Raw genomic sequence first — 14,277 nt, forward strand, 5'->3', positions numbered from 1 at the left:
TCGGCCGTACGGGTTCACGGCGTGCGCGCGTACGCCCCCGCCGCCACCAGCTCCAGTACCGGACGCCAGTCCTCCATCACGCCCGCGTCCAGTCCGACCACCTTGCCCGCGTCGTCGGCCTGGCGCAGGGTCACCGCGGCCTCCGCGTCCGGGTCGGCCGCGAACGCCCTGACCTCGTCCGGGCCCATCACCCCGCCCTGTGCCTCCAGGGTCAGCGCGCTCTGCGGGGACAGCGCCCGCGCCGGCTCCACGGCCGCCAGGTAGCGCTTGGCCGGCACGTGCAGCCGTACCAGCCGTGCCACCCGCTCGCCCAGGAGCCGGCGGATCGCCTCGGCCGCGTGGGCGGCGTGGCCCGCGTCGTCACCCGGAAGGAGCAGATGGCCCAGGTCGTGTACGAGGCCCGCGACCTGGAGTTCCTTGTCGGAGGGGTGCGAGCGGCGCAGCAGGGCCGCCGTCTGGAGTCCGTGGTCGTGAAGGTCGACCGGATCGCCGCTGCGGTCGGGGGTGTCCCAGGCGCCCCGGCAGGCGTGCAGCAGATCCATCAACTCGTCGATGCCGACGACCTCCGCCACCCTGGACCTTGCCACCGCAGTTCCTTCCGTTGCCCGCCCATCGCCCGCGTCTCGCCCGCGTGTCGCGGTCGAGCAGACCAGTCCGGACCGACCCGTCGTCGTACGAGTGACTGAACTCGGGGCGAAAAGAAGCGGTCCAGTGTGGATTTTACCGTTCCATCGAGCGGGGGTCCGCTCATATGTGTACTCTGAACCGCATGAGAGGCCCTACCCGGGCCCTCGCTCCACCAAGGCGCCACCGCGTCCTGAAACCTTTATTCCTGCCCGGCGCGGCGGTTTGCCCACCGGGTTACGCGACACAAAGGAGTGCGCGGTGACTGAAATGACGACGCCCGACCCGAAGCTGCTGGAGCACTCGACCGGACGAGCGAAGACCCGTTCGGACGAACTCGGCAGTCTGGAGGTGTGGGCCCGATCCGCCCCGATCCGCCTGGCGGGGTACGAGGACGACCTGGCGGAACCGCACATCCTGCCCGGCATCGACTGAAATCCCGGCAGCCCGTCCCGCGCCCCCGCGCCGACACAGCGGCGACGGGGGCCCGGCATGTGAGGAGCCCGCGACGACCGCGCGAAGCGCGCCGCGGGTTCCCGAACGGGCTAAGCCCTCAGCGTCATCGCGCAAAGCGATCAAGACTTCCGCCACCCCACGCCCCCGGGCAGGGTGAGCGGCATGAGACTGCTGATGCTGGGTGGAACCGAATTCGTCGGGCGCGCGATCACCGAAGACGCCCTGGGCCGGGGCTGGGAGGTGACCGTCTTCCACCGCGGCCACCACGCGCCCCCGCCCGGCACCACCGCCCTGCACGGGGATCGCACCACCCCCGGCGGCCTGGACGCCCTCGCCGAGGGGGAGTGGGACCTCGTCGTCGACACCTGGGGCGGCGCCCCCGCCGCCGTCCGCGACAGCGCCCGGCTGCTGGCCGGCCGCGCCGGGGGGTACGCGTACATCTCCAGCCGCTCGGTGTACGCCTACCCCGCCCCGGTGGGAATGGACGAGGGCGGGGCGCTCGTCGACGGCTCGCCCGACGCCGACACCCTCGCCTACGCCGAGGACAAGCGCGGCGGCGAGATCGCGGCCGTCGACGCCTTCGGCGAGCGCGCCCTGCTGGTCCGCGCCGGGCTCATCCTCGGCCCGTACGAGAACGTCGGCCGGCTGCCGTGGTGGCTGAACCGCGCCGCCCGCGGCGGCCCGATGCTCGCCCCCGGCCCCCGTGAGATGCCGCTCCAGTACATCGACGTACGCGACCTGGCGGCCTGGACGCTGGACGCCGCCGAGGCCGGGCTGGGCGGCCCGTACAACGTGGCCTCCTCCATCGGGCACGCCACGATGGGCACCCTCCTCGACGCCTGCGTGGCCGTCACCGGCGCCGTCGCCGAGCCGCGCTGGACCGACCCGGCCCGGATCGAGGAGGCCGGCGTACAGCCCTGGACCGAACTGCCGATCTGGATCCCCGCGGGCGAGGCGCACGACTACATGGCCGGCGGCGACGTCACCAAGGCGCACGCGGCGGGCCTGAAGTGCCGCCCGGTCGAGGAGACCGCGGCCGACACCTGGGCCTGGCTGCGCTCCCTCGGCGGCGTCGCCCCGCAGCGCCCCGACCGCCCCGCGCCCGGCATCGACGCCGAGCGGGAGGCCGCGCTACTCGGGCTCTGACCAGGCGGCCTCCGCGAGGCGGGTGGGCGGCATGTACTCGCGCAGCAGCGTGCGGTGCCACCACGCGCCCGTCTCGCGCAGCTCCCGCCAGGTGGTGAACCGGTAGCGGTACAGCCTCGCCCGCACGTACACCGGCGGGGCGTCCGGGAAGGGGTTGTGGCGCAGCAGCCGCAGCGTGTCCCGGTCGCCCGCCAGCAGCCGCTCCACGAACGGCCCGAACCAGTCCCGCGCGTAGCCGGGGGAGAGCGCCGCGAACCACATCAGCCAGTCCAGCCGCAGATGGTAGGGGGCGAACTGGCGCGGCATCCTGCGCACATCACCCGGCTTGCCCTTGAACTCGTACGCCTGCCAGGCACCGTCCTCGTGCGGCACCCGCTCCGCAGTGCCCTCGACCACCACCTCGTCACGGATGCGGCCCACCGTGCCGAAGGCCCCGTAGGTGTTGACGAGGTGCAGGGAGTCGAAGGAGCGGTTCATCACCTGGCGCCGCGAGACCATGTTCAGCACCGGATGCCGGCTCAGCACCAGCACCAGCACGGTCACCGCGCACACCAGGACCGCGTACCAGATCGGCGCCTGCCGGAAGGCGGCCTCGGGCGGCGGCCCCGCGAGCCCGGTGAAGTCCACCGCGGGCAGGGCCACCGTGATGGTGATCCAGTTCAGCCAGGCGAAGTTGCCCGACAGCACCAGCCACAGCTGCGTCGCGATGATGATCCCGGCGGCGTACGAGGCCACCGGCTGCGGAGTGAACAGCAGCACCGGGACCACCAGCTGCGTCACGTGGTTGGCCGCGCACTCCACCCGGTGCAGCCGTTTCGGCAGATGGTGGAAGAACCAGCTGAGCGGCCCCGGCATCGGCTGCGTCTCGTGGTGGTAGTAGAGGCAGGTCAGCCGCCGCCAGCAGGCGTCGCCCCGCATCTTGATCAGCCCCGCCCCGAACTCCACCCGGAAGGTCACCCAGCGCAGCAGCCACAGCACCAGCACCGGCGGCCCGACCCGGGCGTTGCCGAGGAAGACCGCCAGGAAGCCGACCTCCAGCAGCAGCGACTCCCAGCCGAAGGAGTACCAGGTCTGCCCCACGTTCACGATCGACAGGTAGAGCAGCCACAGCACCGCCCACATCCCCATCGCCGCGCCCAGCGGCACGGCGTCCCCGGCCCCCGCCGCGAGGGCCGCCGCCAGCAGCGCACCGGCCCAGGCGCAGCCCGCGAAGAGCCCGTCGGAGTAGCGCAGTTGGAACAGGCTCGGGGCGCTGCGGAACGGCACGTACCGCACGAAGTGCGGGACGGGCAGCATGCCGCGCGCCCCGATCAGGGCCCGGAACTGCAGGGCGGCCCCGATGAAGGCGAAGAGGTAGACCCCGGCGAGGGCCCGCTGGAAGACCAGCCGGCCCAGCCAGTAGCCCGGCGCCGTGAACCAGTCCATCCCCTCCAGTATCAGGCCGGTCGGGCGGCGGCGGCCAGCGTGCGCAGGCGGTGGCCGAGCCAGCGCGCGTACCGCAGCTGGAGGAAGGGGACCACCGGGCCCGCGAGCCGGGTGTACCAGCTCCCCGGGCGGCTGAAGGCGGTCACCTCGAACCAGACCGTGCCGTCCGGGTCGATGTCCACCATGAACGACTCCTCCCCGCACTCCGGGTGGCCGGCCAGCGTCCCGTACGCGAAACCGATCCGGCGGGGTTCGTACGCGGTCCAGATCACCTCGCACGGGGCGTCGATCCGCAGCGGCCCGAGGCCGATCCCGACCACGACCCGGCTGCCCGGACGGACGGCTCCGGCGTCGGCCCGGACCCGCATGCCCGAGGCCCGGTGCGCGTGGAAGGTGGTCACCGCGACCCCGGCGGCCTCGAAGGCGGCCCGGCCCCGCCCGATCCGGGTGCGGTGGCGCAGGTGGTTGTACCCGGCGGGCAGCGGCCGCTGCCGCGTCGCACCCCGGTCGGGGTAGTTGACGGTGTCACGGCCGGCGCTGATGAGGCGGGTCATGGCGTGATCTCCATTCGGTCGACGGTCAGCCGGCGCCAGGCCAGCACCGAGCACAGGGCGAAGCCGAGCGCGTTGCCGAGGCCGTGGGTGGCGGCCATCCAGGTCAGGGTGGGGTGCGTGATGCCGGTGGCCTCGCCGGCCGCCCACCACAGGGCGAGCAGCATGGTGGCCACCAGGACCGCGGCCGAGGTGGCGAGCAGCCCCCCGGTGGTGCGGTCGCGGGCGCCGGGCCGGATATCGCGCCAGGTCAGCAGCGCCACCGCCCACATCCCGGCGGTCAGCACCACCGCGCCCGCCAGCTCGGCCCAGTCGTCGACGAAGTAGCCGAGGAGCACGAGCAGGGTGCCGCCGGGGACGCTGTACGCGGCCCAGCGCGACAGCGTCGTACCGCCCGGCGCGGTCGTGGTGGCCCGGCAGACCAGGCCGGCGACCAGGGCGGCGGTGAATCCCGCGAAGTGGAAGTGGGGCACGGTGAGCGCCAGGATGTCGAGGTCGAAGCCGAAGAGCCGGTACCCGGCGCGCTCGGCGACCAGGGCGGCCGCGGCGATCGAGGGCGAGATCAGCGCGGTGAACACGGCGACCTCGGAAGGGGCGAGGGCGCGGGCGGCGGTACGGGTAGTGGTGCGGGCAGCGGCACGGCCCCCCTCGCCCGGAGCCCCGCGGCGGCCCCGCAGCAGCCGGGCCGGGGCCCGGGCCGCGAGGGCCAGGGCGGCCGCGGCGTACAGTGCGGCGAGCACGGTGGCCGGAATCCCGCGCGGCAGCCAGAGGCAGATCGCCCCGAGGGCGGCCGGCAGGGGCCAGAGCCGGGCGGTCCACCGCAGGCCGACCGGGTCGATCAGGCGGAGGCCGGCGGGGACGACGTAGAGCATGCCCACGGTGACGATCAGGTTCACCAGTACCGTCATCGTGGACTCCCCCCAATGCGCGGCCGAACGCCTTGAACGCGTTCAACTCACGGCGTGAGCCTACGGGCTCCCTTGAACATGTTCAAGACCGGGTCCGGGTCGCGGCGGAGCCGTCCCGGCGCTCCGGTTGCGGCCGCCCCCGACATACGGCAGACAAGAGGGAGGAACCGGGGCTGAAAGGGAGACTTACGTGCACGCACCGACACCTCCGACACCTCGTCAGGCGCCGCGTCGTCACGCACCGGCCCACACCGCCCTCTTCACCCTCGTCGGCCTGCTCGCGGCGGCCTGCGCGGGCCCGGAGGACTCCGGCGGAACCAAGGGGGCAGGCGCCGAGAGCCAGGAGGTCCACCTCCAGCCGGTCGCCTCGGCCGGCCCCGACCCCTTCACCGCCTCCTCCGCCACCCGCGAGTCCGCCCCCGTTCAGCCCCCGCTGCCCAACCCGACCGGCCAGGGCATCCGCACCGTCAACGCCGCCACCCCCGGCCTGTACGGCGGCACCCAACGGCTCGGCAGCTGCGACGTGGAACAGCAGCTGCGCTTCTTCTCCGAGGACAGCGCCAAGGCCCGCGCCTTCGCCGAGGCAGCCGACGTCGAGGAGGAGAAGATCCCCGACTTCCTGCGCGGCCTCACCCCGGTCGTGCTGCGCGCCGACACCCGCGTCACCAACCACGGCTTCCGCGACGGCCGCCCGGCCGGCTTCCAGTCCGTGCTCCAGGCGGGCACCGCCGTCCTCGTCGACGGCCACGGCATGCCCCGGGTCCGCTGCGCCTGCGGGAACCCGCTGCTCGCGCCGCGCGCCGCGAAGGGCTCCCCGGTCTACAAGGGCGACGCCTGGAACGGCTACCAGCCCAACCAGGTCGTGGTCATCGAGCCGACCATCCAGACCATCGAGAACCTGGTCATCGTCAACATCGCCAACAACACCTGGATCGAGCGCAAGAGCGGCGACGACGGCGCCCGGGACCGGATCCCGCAGGCGCCGCCCGCGTACGACCCGGCCGACGGGATCCCGGAAGGGGCCGCAACCTCGCCGTCCGACCCCTCGGGGCGGACCCGGCCGTGCGCCCCGCCGGCCGGCAACGGCCTGGAGCGGACCGCCCCGCCGTCCGGTCCCGCGAGCGGCTCCGGCGTACCGGGCCCCGAGCCCACGGACTGCCCGCCGAGCCCGTCCTCGCCGACGAGCCCGACGGGCCGGCCGCCGGGGACGCGGGACCTGCCGGACACGCCGAACGACCCGAATGCCCCGAACAACCCGAACAACCCGAACAACCCGAACACCCCGAGCACGCCGAGCACGCCGAACCTGCCGGACGGGCCGGGCGCCGCGCCCGCGGATCCGTCCGTACCGACGCAGCCGGTGCCCGACTGGACCCCGCCGAACGACGTCCCGCCCGACCTGGCGCCCCCGCAGGACCCCGGCGATCCGGGGCTCCAGCAGGCGCCCGACGGCTCCATGACGGTGCCGCCCGACCCGTACGACCCGGCGTACCCCTTCGACCCCTTCACCGTCCCGGAGCAGGACCCCGCCGCCACCGATCCGGGGGTATACCTGGAGAGCGCCTGACCCGCCCGTGTGTCATGGTGGATCGGTGCCGACCGCCGTATCGCTGCCGGACGACTGGCCCGCGCATCCGGACCGGTCGCTCTCGCTCAACCGCATGGGCAGTTTCGACTGGGACCTGACCACGGGGCTCATGCACATGGACGAGGCTGCCCTGGAGGTCTTCGACACGACCCCCGCCGAGTACGACGGACGACCCGAATCGCTGAGCCCGCGCGTCCCGCCCGCCGAGTCCACCCGGCTCGACGCGCTCGTCTCCAGCGCCCTCAAGAGCGGCCAGGACAGCTACGGCGCCTACTTCCGCATCCGCTGCCGCGACGGGCAGCTGCGCTGGACCCACACCCAGGGCCGCGTCATGCGCGGCGTCGACGGGCGCCCGCACCGGATCATCGGCATCGTCCGCGACGCCACCGAGGAGCTCAGCCACTCGGCGGAGCGGCTCGGCCTCGACGAGCAGCGGCGTCGCCAGACCTCGGTGGTCGAGAGCACCACCGCCGCCCTCGCGCACGCCCGGACCGTACGGGACGTCATCGACGTCATCGGCGACGCCCACGGACTGGAGCGGCTCGGCTCCATGGGCATGGTGATGGGCCTGGTCGAGGCGGGGCGGATCCACCTCGTGGCCGAGGGCCCGGAGGGCAGCTTCGTCCCCGGCACCCGGTACACCCGGATCGACGAGCAGTACCCGATGAGCGAGGTCGTGCGCTCGCTCCAGCCGCGCTTCCTCGACTCCGCGGCCGAGTTCGCCGCCGGGTACCCAGGGCTCTGGGCGAAGATCTCGCCGATGCGCATCTCCGCGGCCGCGTACCTGCCGCTGATCGCACAGGCCCGCCCGATCGGCGCGATCGGGCTGCTGTACCAGGACAAGGACGGCTTCACCCAGGACGAGCGGAACCTGCTGGTCGCGCTGGGCAGCAGCATCGCGCAGAGCCTGCAGCGCGCGATGCTGCTGGAGCAGGAGCACGACCTGGCGGAAGGCCTCCAGCAGGCGATGCTGCCGCGCCGCATCCCCTCCGTCCCCGGAGCGGAGATCGCGGTCCGCTACCGCTCCGCGCGGATGGGCCAGGACATCGGCGGCGACTGGTACGACGTCATCCCGCTGCCGGGCGGCCGGGTCGGGGCCGTCATCGGCGACGTCCAGGGCCACGACACGCACGCGGCGGCCGTGATGGGCCAGCTCCGGATCGTGCTGCGCGCCTACGCGGCCGAGGGGCACTCGCCGGCCACCGTGATGGCGCGGGCCTCGCTGTTCCTGCACGAGCTGGACACCGACCGCTTCGCCACCTGCACGTACGTGGAGACCGACCTGGCGACGGGCGTCCTGCAGGCGGTGCGGGCCGGGCACATCGACCCGCTGGTGCGGGGGGTCGACGGGAGCTGCCGGAGGCTGCTGGCGGAAGGCGGGATGCCGCTGGGGCTCTCGGCGGAGTTCGGCATGCTGGAGTACGCGGTCACGACGCTGGAACTGTTGCCGGGGGAAACGCTTCTCCTCTGTACCGACGGGCTGGTCGAACAGCCCGGCGCCGACCTCGACGACGGGATCGGGATCCTGACGGGGCTGATCCGCAACGGCCCGGAGGACCTCCAGCGGCTGGCGGACCGGCTGTGCGGGGTGGTCGACGACCGGGGCGGGGACGACGACATGGCACTGCTGTTGCTGCGCCGGGAGGCGGAACAGGCCGCGCCGGGCGGCGGGCGCCTGCAGCAGCACGTGGCCCCGGGCGACCCGGAGGCCCTGGTCGCGGCGCGGCACATGATCGGCGCGGCGGTGCGGGCGTGGGGGGCGCGGAGCCGGTCCGACGAGATCGAGCTGGTGGCGGACGAGCTGATCGTGAACGCCCTGATGCACACGGACGGCCCCGCCATCGTGACCCTCCGCGTCCTGACGGGCCCCCGCCGGGTGCTCCGCGTGGAGGTGGAGGACCGCTCCAGCGCCCTCCCGCGCCGCCGCGAGGCGGGCGACTCGGGCGTCTCGGGCCGCGGCCTGATGCTGGTGGACCGGCTGGCGGACGTCTGGGGCGTGGAGCCGCGCGGCAGCGGCAAATGCGTCTGGTGCGAATTCGTCATGGACTAGCCCGTCGCCTCAATCGCCGGCGGGCTGCGATGCGCGAGCGGCTCCCGCGCCGGTCCCACCCGGCCAAACGGGGCTCCGCCCCGGCCCCCGCGCCTCAATCGCCGGCGTGGCTGCGGTGTGTGCGGGCGGCCGCCGCGTCGCTGCGCCGGGCCGCACCAGGTTCCAGGGCTTCGCCCCGGGGGAGGGGCCGTCCGGCGGGGGCCGGGGAAGGGTTCGGGTCGCGCGCCGCTGGAGGCGTTGGCAGGCTGGGGGTGTGCCTGAGTTGCCGGAGGTCGAGGCGTTGAGGGAGTTCCTCGACGAGCAGTTGGACGGGCGGGTGGTCGAGCGGGTTCATCCGCTCGCCGTCAGCGTGCTGAAAACGTACGAGCCCCCACTCACCGCCCTCGAAGGGCAGACCGCCGGGCCCACGGCCCGCCACGGCAAGTTCCTCGCCCTCCACATCGGTGAGCTGTACCTCGTCACCCACCTCGCCCGCGCCGGCTGGCTCCGCTGGCAGGACGCCTTCCCCGCGCAGCCCCCGCGCCCCGGCAAGGGCCCGCTCGCGCTGCGCCTCGCACTGGAGGGCGGCGGCGGTTTCGACCTCACCGAGGCGGGGACGCAAAAGCGCCTCGCCGTGTACGTCGTCCGTGACCCGCAAGAGGTCCCCGGCATCGCTCGCCTCGGTCCCGACCCCCTCGCCGCCGGCTTCGACCGGGACGCCTTCGCCGCCCTCCTCGCCGGCGAGCGGCGCCAGATCAAGGGCGTGCTGCGCGACCAGAGCGTCATCGCCGGGATCGGCAACGCGTACAGCGACGAGATCCTGCACCGCGCCAAGGTCTCGCCGTTCAAGCTCGCCGCCTCCTTCGACGAGGACCAGGTGACCCACCTGTACGGCGCCGTCCAGGACACCCTCCGCGAGGCCGTCGCCCGCTCGCACGGGTTGGCCGCCGGACGGCTCAAGGCGGAGAAGAAAACCGGCATGCGCGTGCACGGCCGGGACGGCGAGCCCTGCCCGGTGTGTGGGGACACCGTCCGGTCGGTGTCGTTCGCGGACTCCTCCCTCCAGTACTGCCCCACCTGCCAGACCGGCGGGAAGCCGCTCGCCGACCGGAGGCTCTCGCGGCTCCTCAAGTGAACTCGTGGCTCGCAGCTCGCAGCGCGTGCCCAGTAGACTCCCCCTCATGGTCGAGGAGCAGCCGCAGCCGCCGCCCCGGCGGGAGGTCGTCACCGGGGTCCCCCGCGGCACCCGCCGCCGGCCGCCCGCGCACACCCCCGCCCGCTCGGAGATCTCCGAGCAGACCACCCTCGGCGCGACCTACGTCCGGGCCCTGATGCGCAGCCAGCTGCGGGCCGCCGCCGCGGCGCTGGCCACCCTGGCGCTCCTGGTCGCCGGGCTGCCGCTGGTCTTCGTCGTGGCGCCGCGCGGGGTGTCCGGCCCGCTGGTGTGGGTGGCCCTCGCGCTGGCCGTGTACCCGGTGATGTGGCTGATCGCCCGCTGGTACGTACGCCGTGCCGAAGCCAACGAGGCCGCCTTCACCGGCCTGGTGACCGATCCCGCGGAAGCCCCCCGCCTGTGAGCGCCCACGCGTCCCACCTCGACACGACGGCACGCGCCTACGACGCCATCGCCGTCCTCTACGCCGGCCTCTACCGCGACGGGCTCGGCCAACTGCCCCTGGACCGAGCGGTGATCTCCGCCTTCGCCGACCTCGCGCGGGCCGCCCACGCCGGGCCCGTCGCCGAGCTGGGGTGCGGTCCCGGACACGTGACGGCGCACCTGCGGGACCTGGGACTGGAGGCCTTCGGCGTCGACCTGTCGCCCGTGATGATCGGCCTGGCCCGCGAGGCCTTCCCCGGCCTGCGCTTCGAGGTCGGTTCGATGGACGCCCTGGACCTGCCCGACGGCGAACTCGGCGGCATCGTGTCCTGGTACTCCGTCATCCACACCCCGCCGACCGAACTACCCTCCTACTTCGCCGAGTTCTTCCGTGTCCTGACCCCGGGCGCTCCCCTCCTGCTCGCCTTCTTCGAGTCGGAGGGCGGGCCGGTCTCGGAGTTCGACCACAAGGTGACCGCGGCCTACCGGTGGCCGATCGACGAACTGGCGGGCCTGGCGCGGCAGGCCGGGTTCACCGAACTCGGCCGGATGCTGCGCGAGCCCGTCGAGGGCGAGCGGTTCCGCCGGGGGCACCTGCTGATGCGGCGGCCGTGACGCTCTAGAACAGGTGCATCGCCAAGTGGCCCAGGGGCAGGCCGAGCTGCCAGGCCGGGGTCCACACCCGCACGTTCTCGTCCAGTCCCGGCGGGGCGTCGTCGTCGGCGCCGTGGCGGCCCGGGTCGATGTTCGTGGCGAACAGTTCGGTGTGGTCCAGCCAGCGCCAGGCCGCCCGCGCCAGCTCCAGGTCGGGGTCCTCGCCCCGGCCGCGCTCGTGGGCCTCCTCGCCCAGTGCGAGGAACCGGGTGTGCACCCAGTCGCGCCAGGGGTGTCCGTAGGCCGTCAGCGACAGCCACTCGTCGAGCTGTGAGACCACCCGGATCCCGGAGAGCTCACCGGCCGCGTCGGAGAGGTAGATCGTGAGCGCGAGGGTGTCCCGTCCGGCACGGAACTCCAGGGTGCCGACCGGGATCAGCCGTCCCGTGCGCAGCAGTTCGTCGGCGATGTACTCCGCGTAGAGCCATGCCATGGGCACCGCTAGCCCGCCGTCACTGGTGCCGTTCATACCCTCGGGCTGCACCGTTCCACCTTCTCCCGCGCGTTCGAGCTTCCCGCCGTCAGCCCTGAGCCTTCCGCGAGCGGCTCGCGGAGCGGGGGATGTTTACTCAATTTGAACGGTCTGGTGCCGAATTTCATGCGCCATGCGTCCGGTCCGTGCGCATTCGGGGCGTTCGTTGAGTGTTTCGCGGTCGCGCTGCCGGGGAAACGAGCGGCGGCTCAGGCCCCGAGGCCGTACCCCTGGAGGCCCTTCTTCAGGGCGCGCAGGGCGTAGTACGTGCGGGACTTGACGGTTCCGGCCGGAATCCCGAGCTCGGCGGCCGCCTCGGCCACCGAACGGTCGCGGAAGTACACCTGCATCAGCACCTCCCGGTGTTCCTGCCCCAGGCTCCCGACGGCCCGCCGGACGTCGATCGCCGTCACCGACCCCGCCACCGCGTCCTCCGGCGCGGGGGCCTGCTCCAGGCCTTCCGGGTCCACCTCCTGCGGCCGCGACAGCCGGGCCCGGCGGGCGTCGATCGCGAGCCGCCGCGCCACCGTGAACAGCCAGGGCCGCATGGATTCGTGAGCGGTCGCCAGTACCTCCGGGTGCTGCCAGACCCGTACGAACGTCTCCTGTACGAGGTCCTCGGCGCGCTGGGAGTCCCCGGCGGTGAGGCCGAGCAGGAAACCGAACAGGGCCCGGCCGTGTTCGCGCTGGAGCGCGGCCAGTGCCTCCGGGTCCGTGCGCTGGAGGGTGGGGGAGAGCGGCACGAGGGGCTCCTTCCGTGATCCGTTCGGGGTCCGACGCACCCACCCTGACCTGCGCAACGCGACCCGGGAACCGTCCTGGCGGGCCGGTGCGCCGAGCGTCCGGGGTCGTCCGGTGGGCGGCCGCGCGGGGCGGTGAACGGTCGAACGGCGCGGCGAACGGCAGCGCGGCCATCGGGGTGGGACCGGCCGTTGGCGCGGCCCCGCTCCTTGACACGTGACGTCTCGTTCTGTGAATTCGGATGATCGGATAGTCGTACTAATTAGGGATGGCGCCATGACCAAGCGCACCCGGCAGGCCCTCGGGCTGCTGTCGGCCGTTCTGCTGTCCGCGCTCGCCGGCTGCTCCGCCGCGGGGGGACCGGGGAAGTCCGCGCCCGCACGCCTGGGGGAGTCGCCCGCCCCGGGGCCGTCCAGCGCCGCCGGGTCCACCGCGGCCCCCGCCGGACCCGCGAAGGGGTTCACCCTGGTCGCGAGCGGCGACGTACTGCCCCACCTCTCCGTCATCCGCCAGGCCGCGGCCGACGCGGACGGCGACGGATACGACTTCAGGCCGATGTTCTCCGGGGTCAAGCCGGTGGTCTCCGCCGCCGACCTGGCCCTGTGCCACATGGAGACCATCTACGGGGAGGAAGACGGGCCGTTCAGCGGCTACCCCGCGTTCGTCTCCCCGCCGCAGATCGCCGCCGGGCTCAAGGACGCCGGATACGACGGCTGCTCCACGGCCTCCAACCACACGCTGGACGACGGCGCCGAGGGGCTCAAGCGGACGCTCGACACCTTCGACAAGGTCGGCCTGAAGCACGCGGGTTCGGCCCGCACGGCAGCCGAGGCGGCCACGCCCACCCTGTACACGGCGGGCTCCGCGAAGGTCGCGCACCTCGCGTACACCTTCGACACGAACGGCTACCCGATGCCGGAGGGTCAGCCGTGGGCGGTCAACCTGATGCGGCAGGAGAAGATCGTCGCGGACGCGCGGGCCGCCCGGAAGGCGGGCGCGGACGTGGTCCTGGTCAGCGTGCACTGGGGCACCGAGTGGCAGACCGAGGCGGACGAGACGCAGCTCTCGCTCGGCAAGGCGCTGACCGCCTCGCAGAGCGGCGGCCGCCCCGACATCGACCTGATCCTCGGGACGCACGCGCACGTCCCACAGGCCTACGAGAAGGTCAACGGGACCTGGATCATCTACGGCATGGGCGACCAGGTCGCCGGCCAGATGTTCAACCACTCCGGCGCCGAGGACCCGCGCGGCGGCTACGGCTCCATCGGCCGCTTCACCTTCGCTCCGCCGGCCGCCGAGGGTGCGCGCTGGCAGGTCACCAAGGCGGAGTACGTCCCGCAGTGGATGGACCGCGGCGCGGGCCGGGTGGTCAACCTCTCCGACGGCCTCGCCCGCCACCCCGACCGCGAGGACTACGAGACCGCGAGCGAGGCCATCACCGAGGCCGTCCTCAGCCGCGGCGCGGCCAAGGACGGCCTGACGCTGGGCGAGTAACCCCGTCGTTCCCCGGGCGCCGGCCCGGCCCGGCAGGCGCGGTGGTCCGGGCCGGGAAGCGCCCGGGTCCGGCCCCCGTGTCGGCCGCGGGTGGAGGCCCGCCCGCGACCCGTTCGGCACGTCGGCCCCCTACGGCACCACCGTCACCGGCCAGCGGCCCGCCTTGACCAGGCGGACCGCCACCGAGCCCACGATCCGGTGCCCGGCCTGCTCCGAGGCGCCCACCACGACCGCGTCCGCGGTCAGTTCCTCCGCCGCGCTCACCAGCCCGGCGTACGGATCTCCGCGGAAGGTGTGGAACTCCCAGCGGACGTCGAAGATGCCCTTGAGCCGCTCCGCCGCCTCGCGGATCTCCGTCACGATCCCCGCCGCGATCTCCTCCGTGGCTCCCGCCACGGGCGCGCCCAGCGAGGCCCCGGCCGCCATCACCGGCTGGACGTACACCAGAGCCAGCAGCGCGTTCTGCCGCCGCGCCAGCCCCGCCGCGTACGCCGCCGCCCGCAGCGAGGACTCCGACCCGTCGATCCCGGCGAGGATCACCTTCGGGCCGTCCGTACCGCGTTCGAACCCCGTGTTCACATGCTCCGTCACA

The 14,277-nt window shown here is 73.7% G+C and carries 15 protein-coding genes; 8 read left to right on the plus strand and 7 right to left on the minus strand.

The genetic code is table 11. The features are described from left to right. Positions 1-14: 14 nt before the first annotated feature. Positions 15-542, minus strand: a complete 528-nt coding sequence (locus tag OG982_RS27695) for an inositol oxygenase family protein (protein ID WP_266791672.1) — start codon at positions 540-542, stop codon at positions 15-17. Positions 543-885: 343 nt separating this feature from the next. On the opposite strand from OG982_RS27695, the gene OG982_RS27700 reads away from it, so the two are divergent. Together OG982_RS27700 and OG982_RS27705 are read left to right on the plus strand one after the other, a co-directional pair. Further along, a complete protein-coding gene (locus OG982_RS27700) occupies positions 886-1,059 on the plus strand; it encodes a hypothetical protein (protein ID WP_266792347.1) in 174 nt (57 codons plus the stop codon). Between the two features lie 183 nt (positions 1,060-1,242). Further along, positions 1,243-2,226, plus strand: coding sequence for an NAD-dependent epimerase/dehydratase family protein (locus tag OG982_RS27705; protein WP_266782256.1), 984 nt, complete (start codon positions 1,243-1,245; stop codon positions 2,224-2,226). Here the strand turns inward: OG982_RS27705 and OG982_RS27710 are convergent. The 3 genes from OG982_RS27710 to OG982_RS27720 are packed head-to-tail and all read right to left on the minus strand — an operon-like array spanning position 2,212 to position 5,110. Continuing rightward, complete coding sequence (locus tag OG982_RS27710; RefSeq protein ID WP_266782255.1) at positions 2,212-3,651, minus strand: lipase maturation factor family protein; 1,440 nt, start codon at positions 3,649-3,651, stop codon at positions 2,212-2,214. The two genes, OG982_RS27705 and OG982_RS27710, sit on opposite strands and share 15 nt — an antisense overlap. Positions 3,652-3,662: 11 nt before the next feature. Then, positions 3,663-4,205, minus strand: a complete 543-nt coding sequence (locus OG982_RS27715) for a DUF1990 family protein (RefSeq protein WP_266782254.1) — start codon at positions 4,203-4,205, stop codon at positions 3,663-3,665. Then, positions 4,202-5,110: a YndJ family protein gene (locus OG982_RS27720; protein WP_266949567.1), complete on the minus strand. Its 909-nt coding sequence runs from the start codon at positions 5,108-5,110 to the stop codon at positions 4,202-4,204. The genes OG982_RS27715 and OG982_RS27720 overlap by 4 nt, the downstream gene beginning before the upstream one ends. 190 nt (positions 5,111-5,300) lie before the next feature. On the opposite strand from OG982_RS27720, the gene OG982_RS27725 reads away from it, so the two are divergent. The 5 genes from OG982_RS27725 (at position 5,301) to OG982_RS27745 (ending at position 10,939) form a co-directional block, all read left to right on the plus strand. Continuing rightward, positions 5,301-6,677, plus strand: coding sequence for a DUF6777 domain-containing protein (locus OG982_RS27725; RefSeq protein ID WP_266782251.1), 1,377 nt, complete (start codon positions 5,301-5,303; stop codon positions 6,675-6,677). A 7-nt stretch (positions 6,678-6,684) separates the two neighbouring features. Beyond that, the gene (locus OG982_RS27730) at positions 6,685-8,748 is read left to right on the plus strand and encodes a SpoIIE family protein phosphatase (RefSeq protein ID WP_266782249.1); all 2,064 of its coding nucleotides are present in this window, start codon (positions 6,685-6,687) and stop codon (positions 8,746-8,748) included. Between the two features lie 253 nt (positions 8,749-9,001). Beyond that, positions 9,002-9,862 (plus strand): Fpg/Nei family DNA glycosylase, encoded by an 861-nt coding sequence (locus tag OG982_RS27735; protein WP_266782247.1) that lies wholly within the window; start codon positions 9,002-9,004, stop codon positions 9,860-9,862. A 46-nt stretch (positions 9,863-9,908) separates the two neighbouring features. Next, positions 9,909-10,304, plus strand: coding sequence for a hypothetical protein (locus OG982_RS27740; RefSeq protein ID WP_266782245.1), 396 nt, complete (start codon positions 9,909-9,911; stop codon positions 10,302-10,304). Beyond that, on the plus strand, positions 10,301-10,939 hold the full coding sequence (locus OG982_RS27745) for a class I SAM-dependent methyltransferase (protein ID WP_266949569.1): 639 nt from the start codon (positions 10,301-10,303) through the stop codon (positions 10,937-10,939). The genes OG982_RS27740 and OG982_RS27745 overlap by 4 nt, the downstream gene beginning before the upstream one ends. A gap of 4 nt (positions 10,940-10,943) precedes the next feature. On the opposite strand, the gene OG982_RS27750 is transcribed toward OG982_RS27745, so the two are convergent. Together OG982_RS27750 and OG982_RS27755 are read right to left on the minus strand one after the other, a co-directional pair. Beyond that, positions 10,944-11,447 (minus strand): hypothetical protein, encoded by a 504-nt coding sequence (locus OG982_RS27750; protein ID WP_266949989.1) that lies wholly within the window; start codon positions 11,445-11,447, stop codon positions 10,944-10,946. 212 nt (positions 11,448-11,659) lie between these two features. Beyond that, positions 11,660-12,193, minus strand: coding sequence for a sigma-70 family RNA polymerase sigma factor (locus tag OG982_RS27755; RefSeq protein ID WP_266782239.1), 534 nt, complete (start codon positions 12,191-12,193; stop codon positions 11,660-11,662). A 274-nt stretch (positions 12,194-12,467) separates the two neighbouring features. On the opposite strand from OG982_RS27755, the gene OG982_RS27760 reads away from it, so the two are divergent. Beyond that, positions 12,468-13,685 (plus strand): CapA family protein, encoded by a 1,218-nt coding sequence (locus tag OG982_RS27760; RefSeq protein ID WP_266949570.1) that lies wholly within the window; start codon positions 12,468-12,470, stop codon positions 13,683-13,685. Between the two features lie 129 nt (positions 13,686-13,814). Here the strand turns inward: OG982_RS27760 and OG982_RS27765 are convergent, their stop codons facing one another. Beyond that, entirely contained in the window at positions 13,815-14,276 is a 462-nt protein-coding gene (locus OG982_RS27765; protein WP_266949572.1) for a universal stress protein, read from the minus strand. Between the last annotated feature and the right edge of the window lies 1 nt (position 14,277).

This window comes from Streptomyces sp. NBC_01551, from assembly GCF_026339935.1.
Lineage (GTDB): Bacteria > Actinomycetota > Actinomycetes > Streptomycetales > Streptomycetaceae > Streptomyces.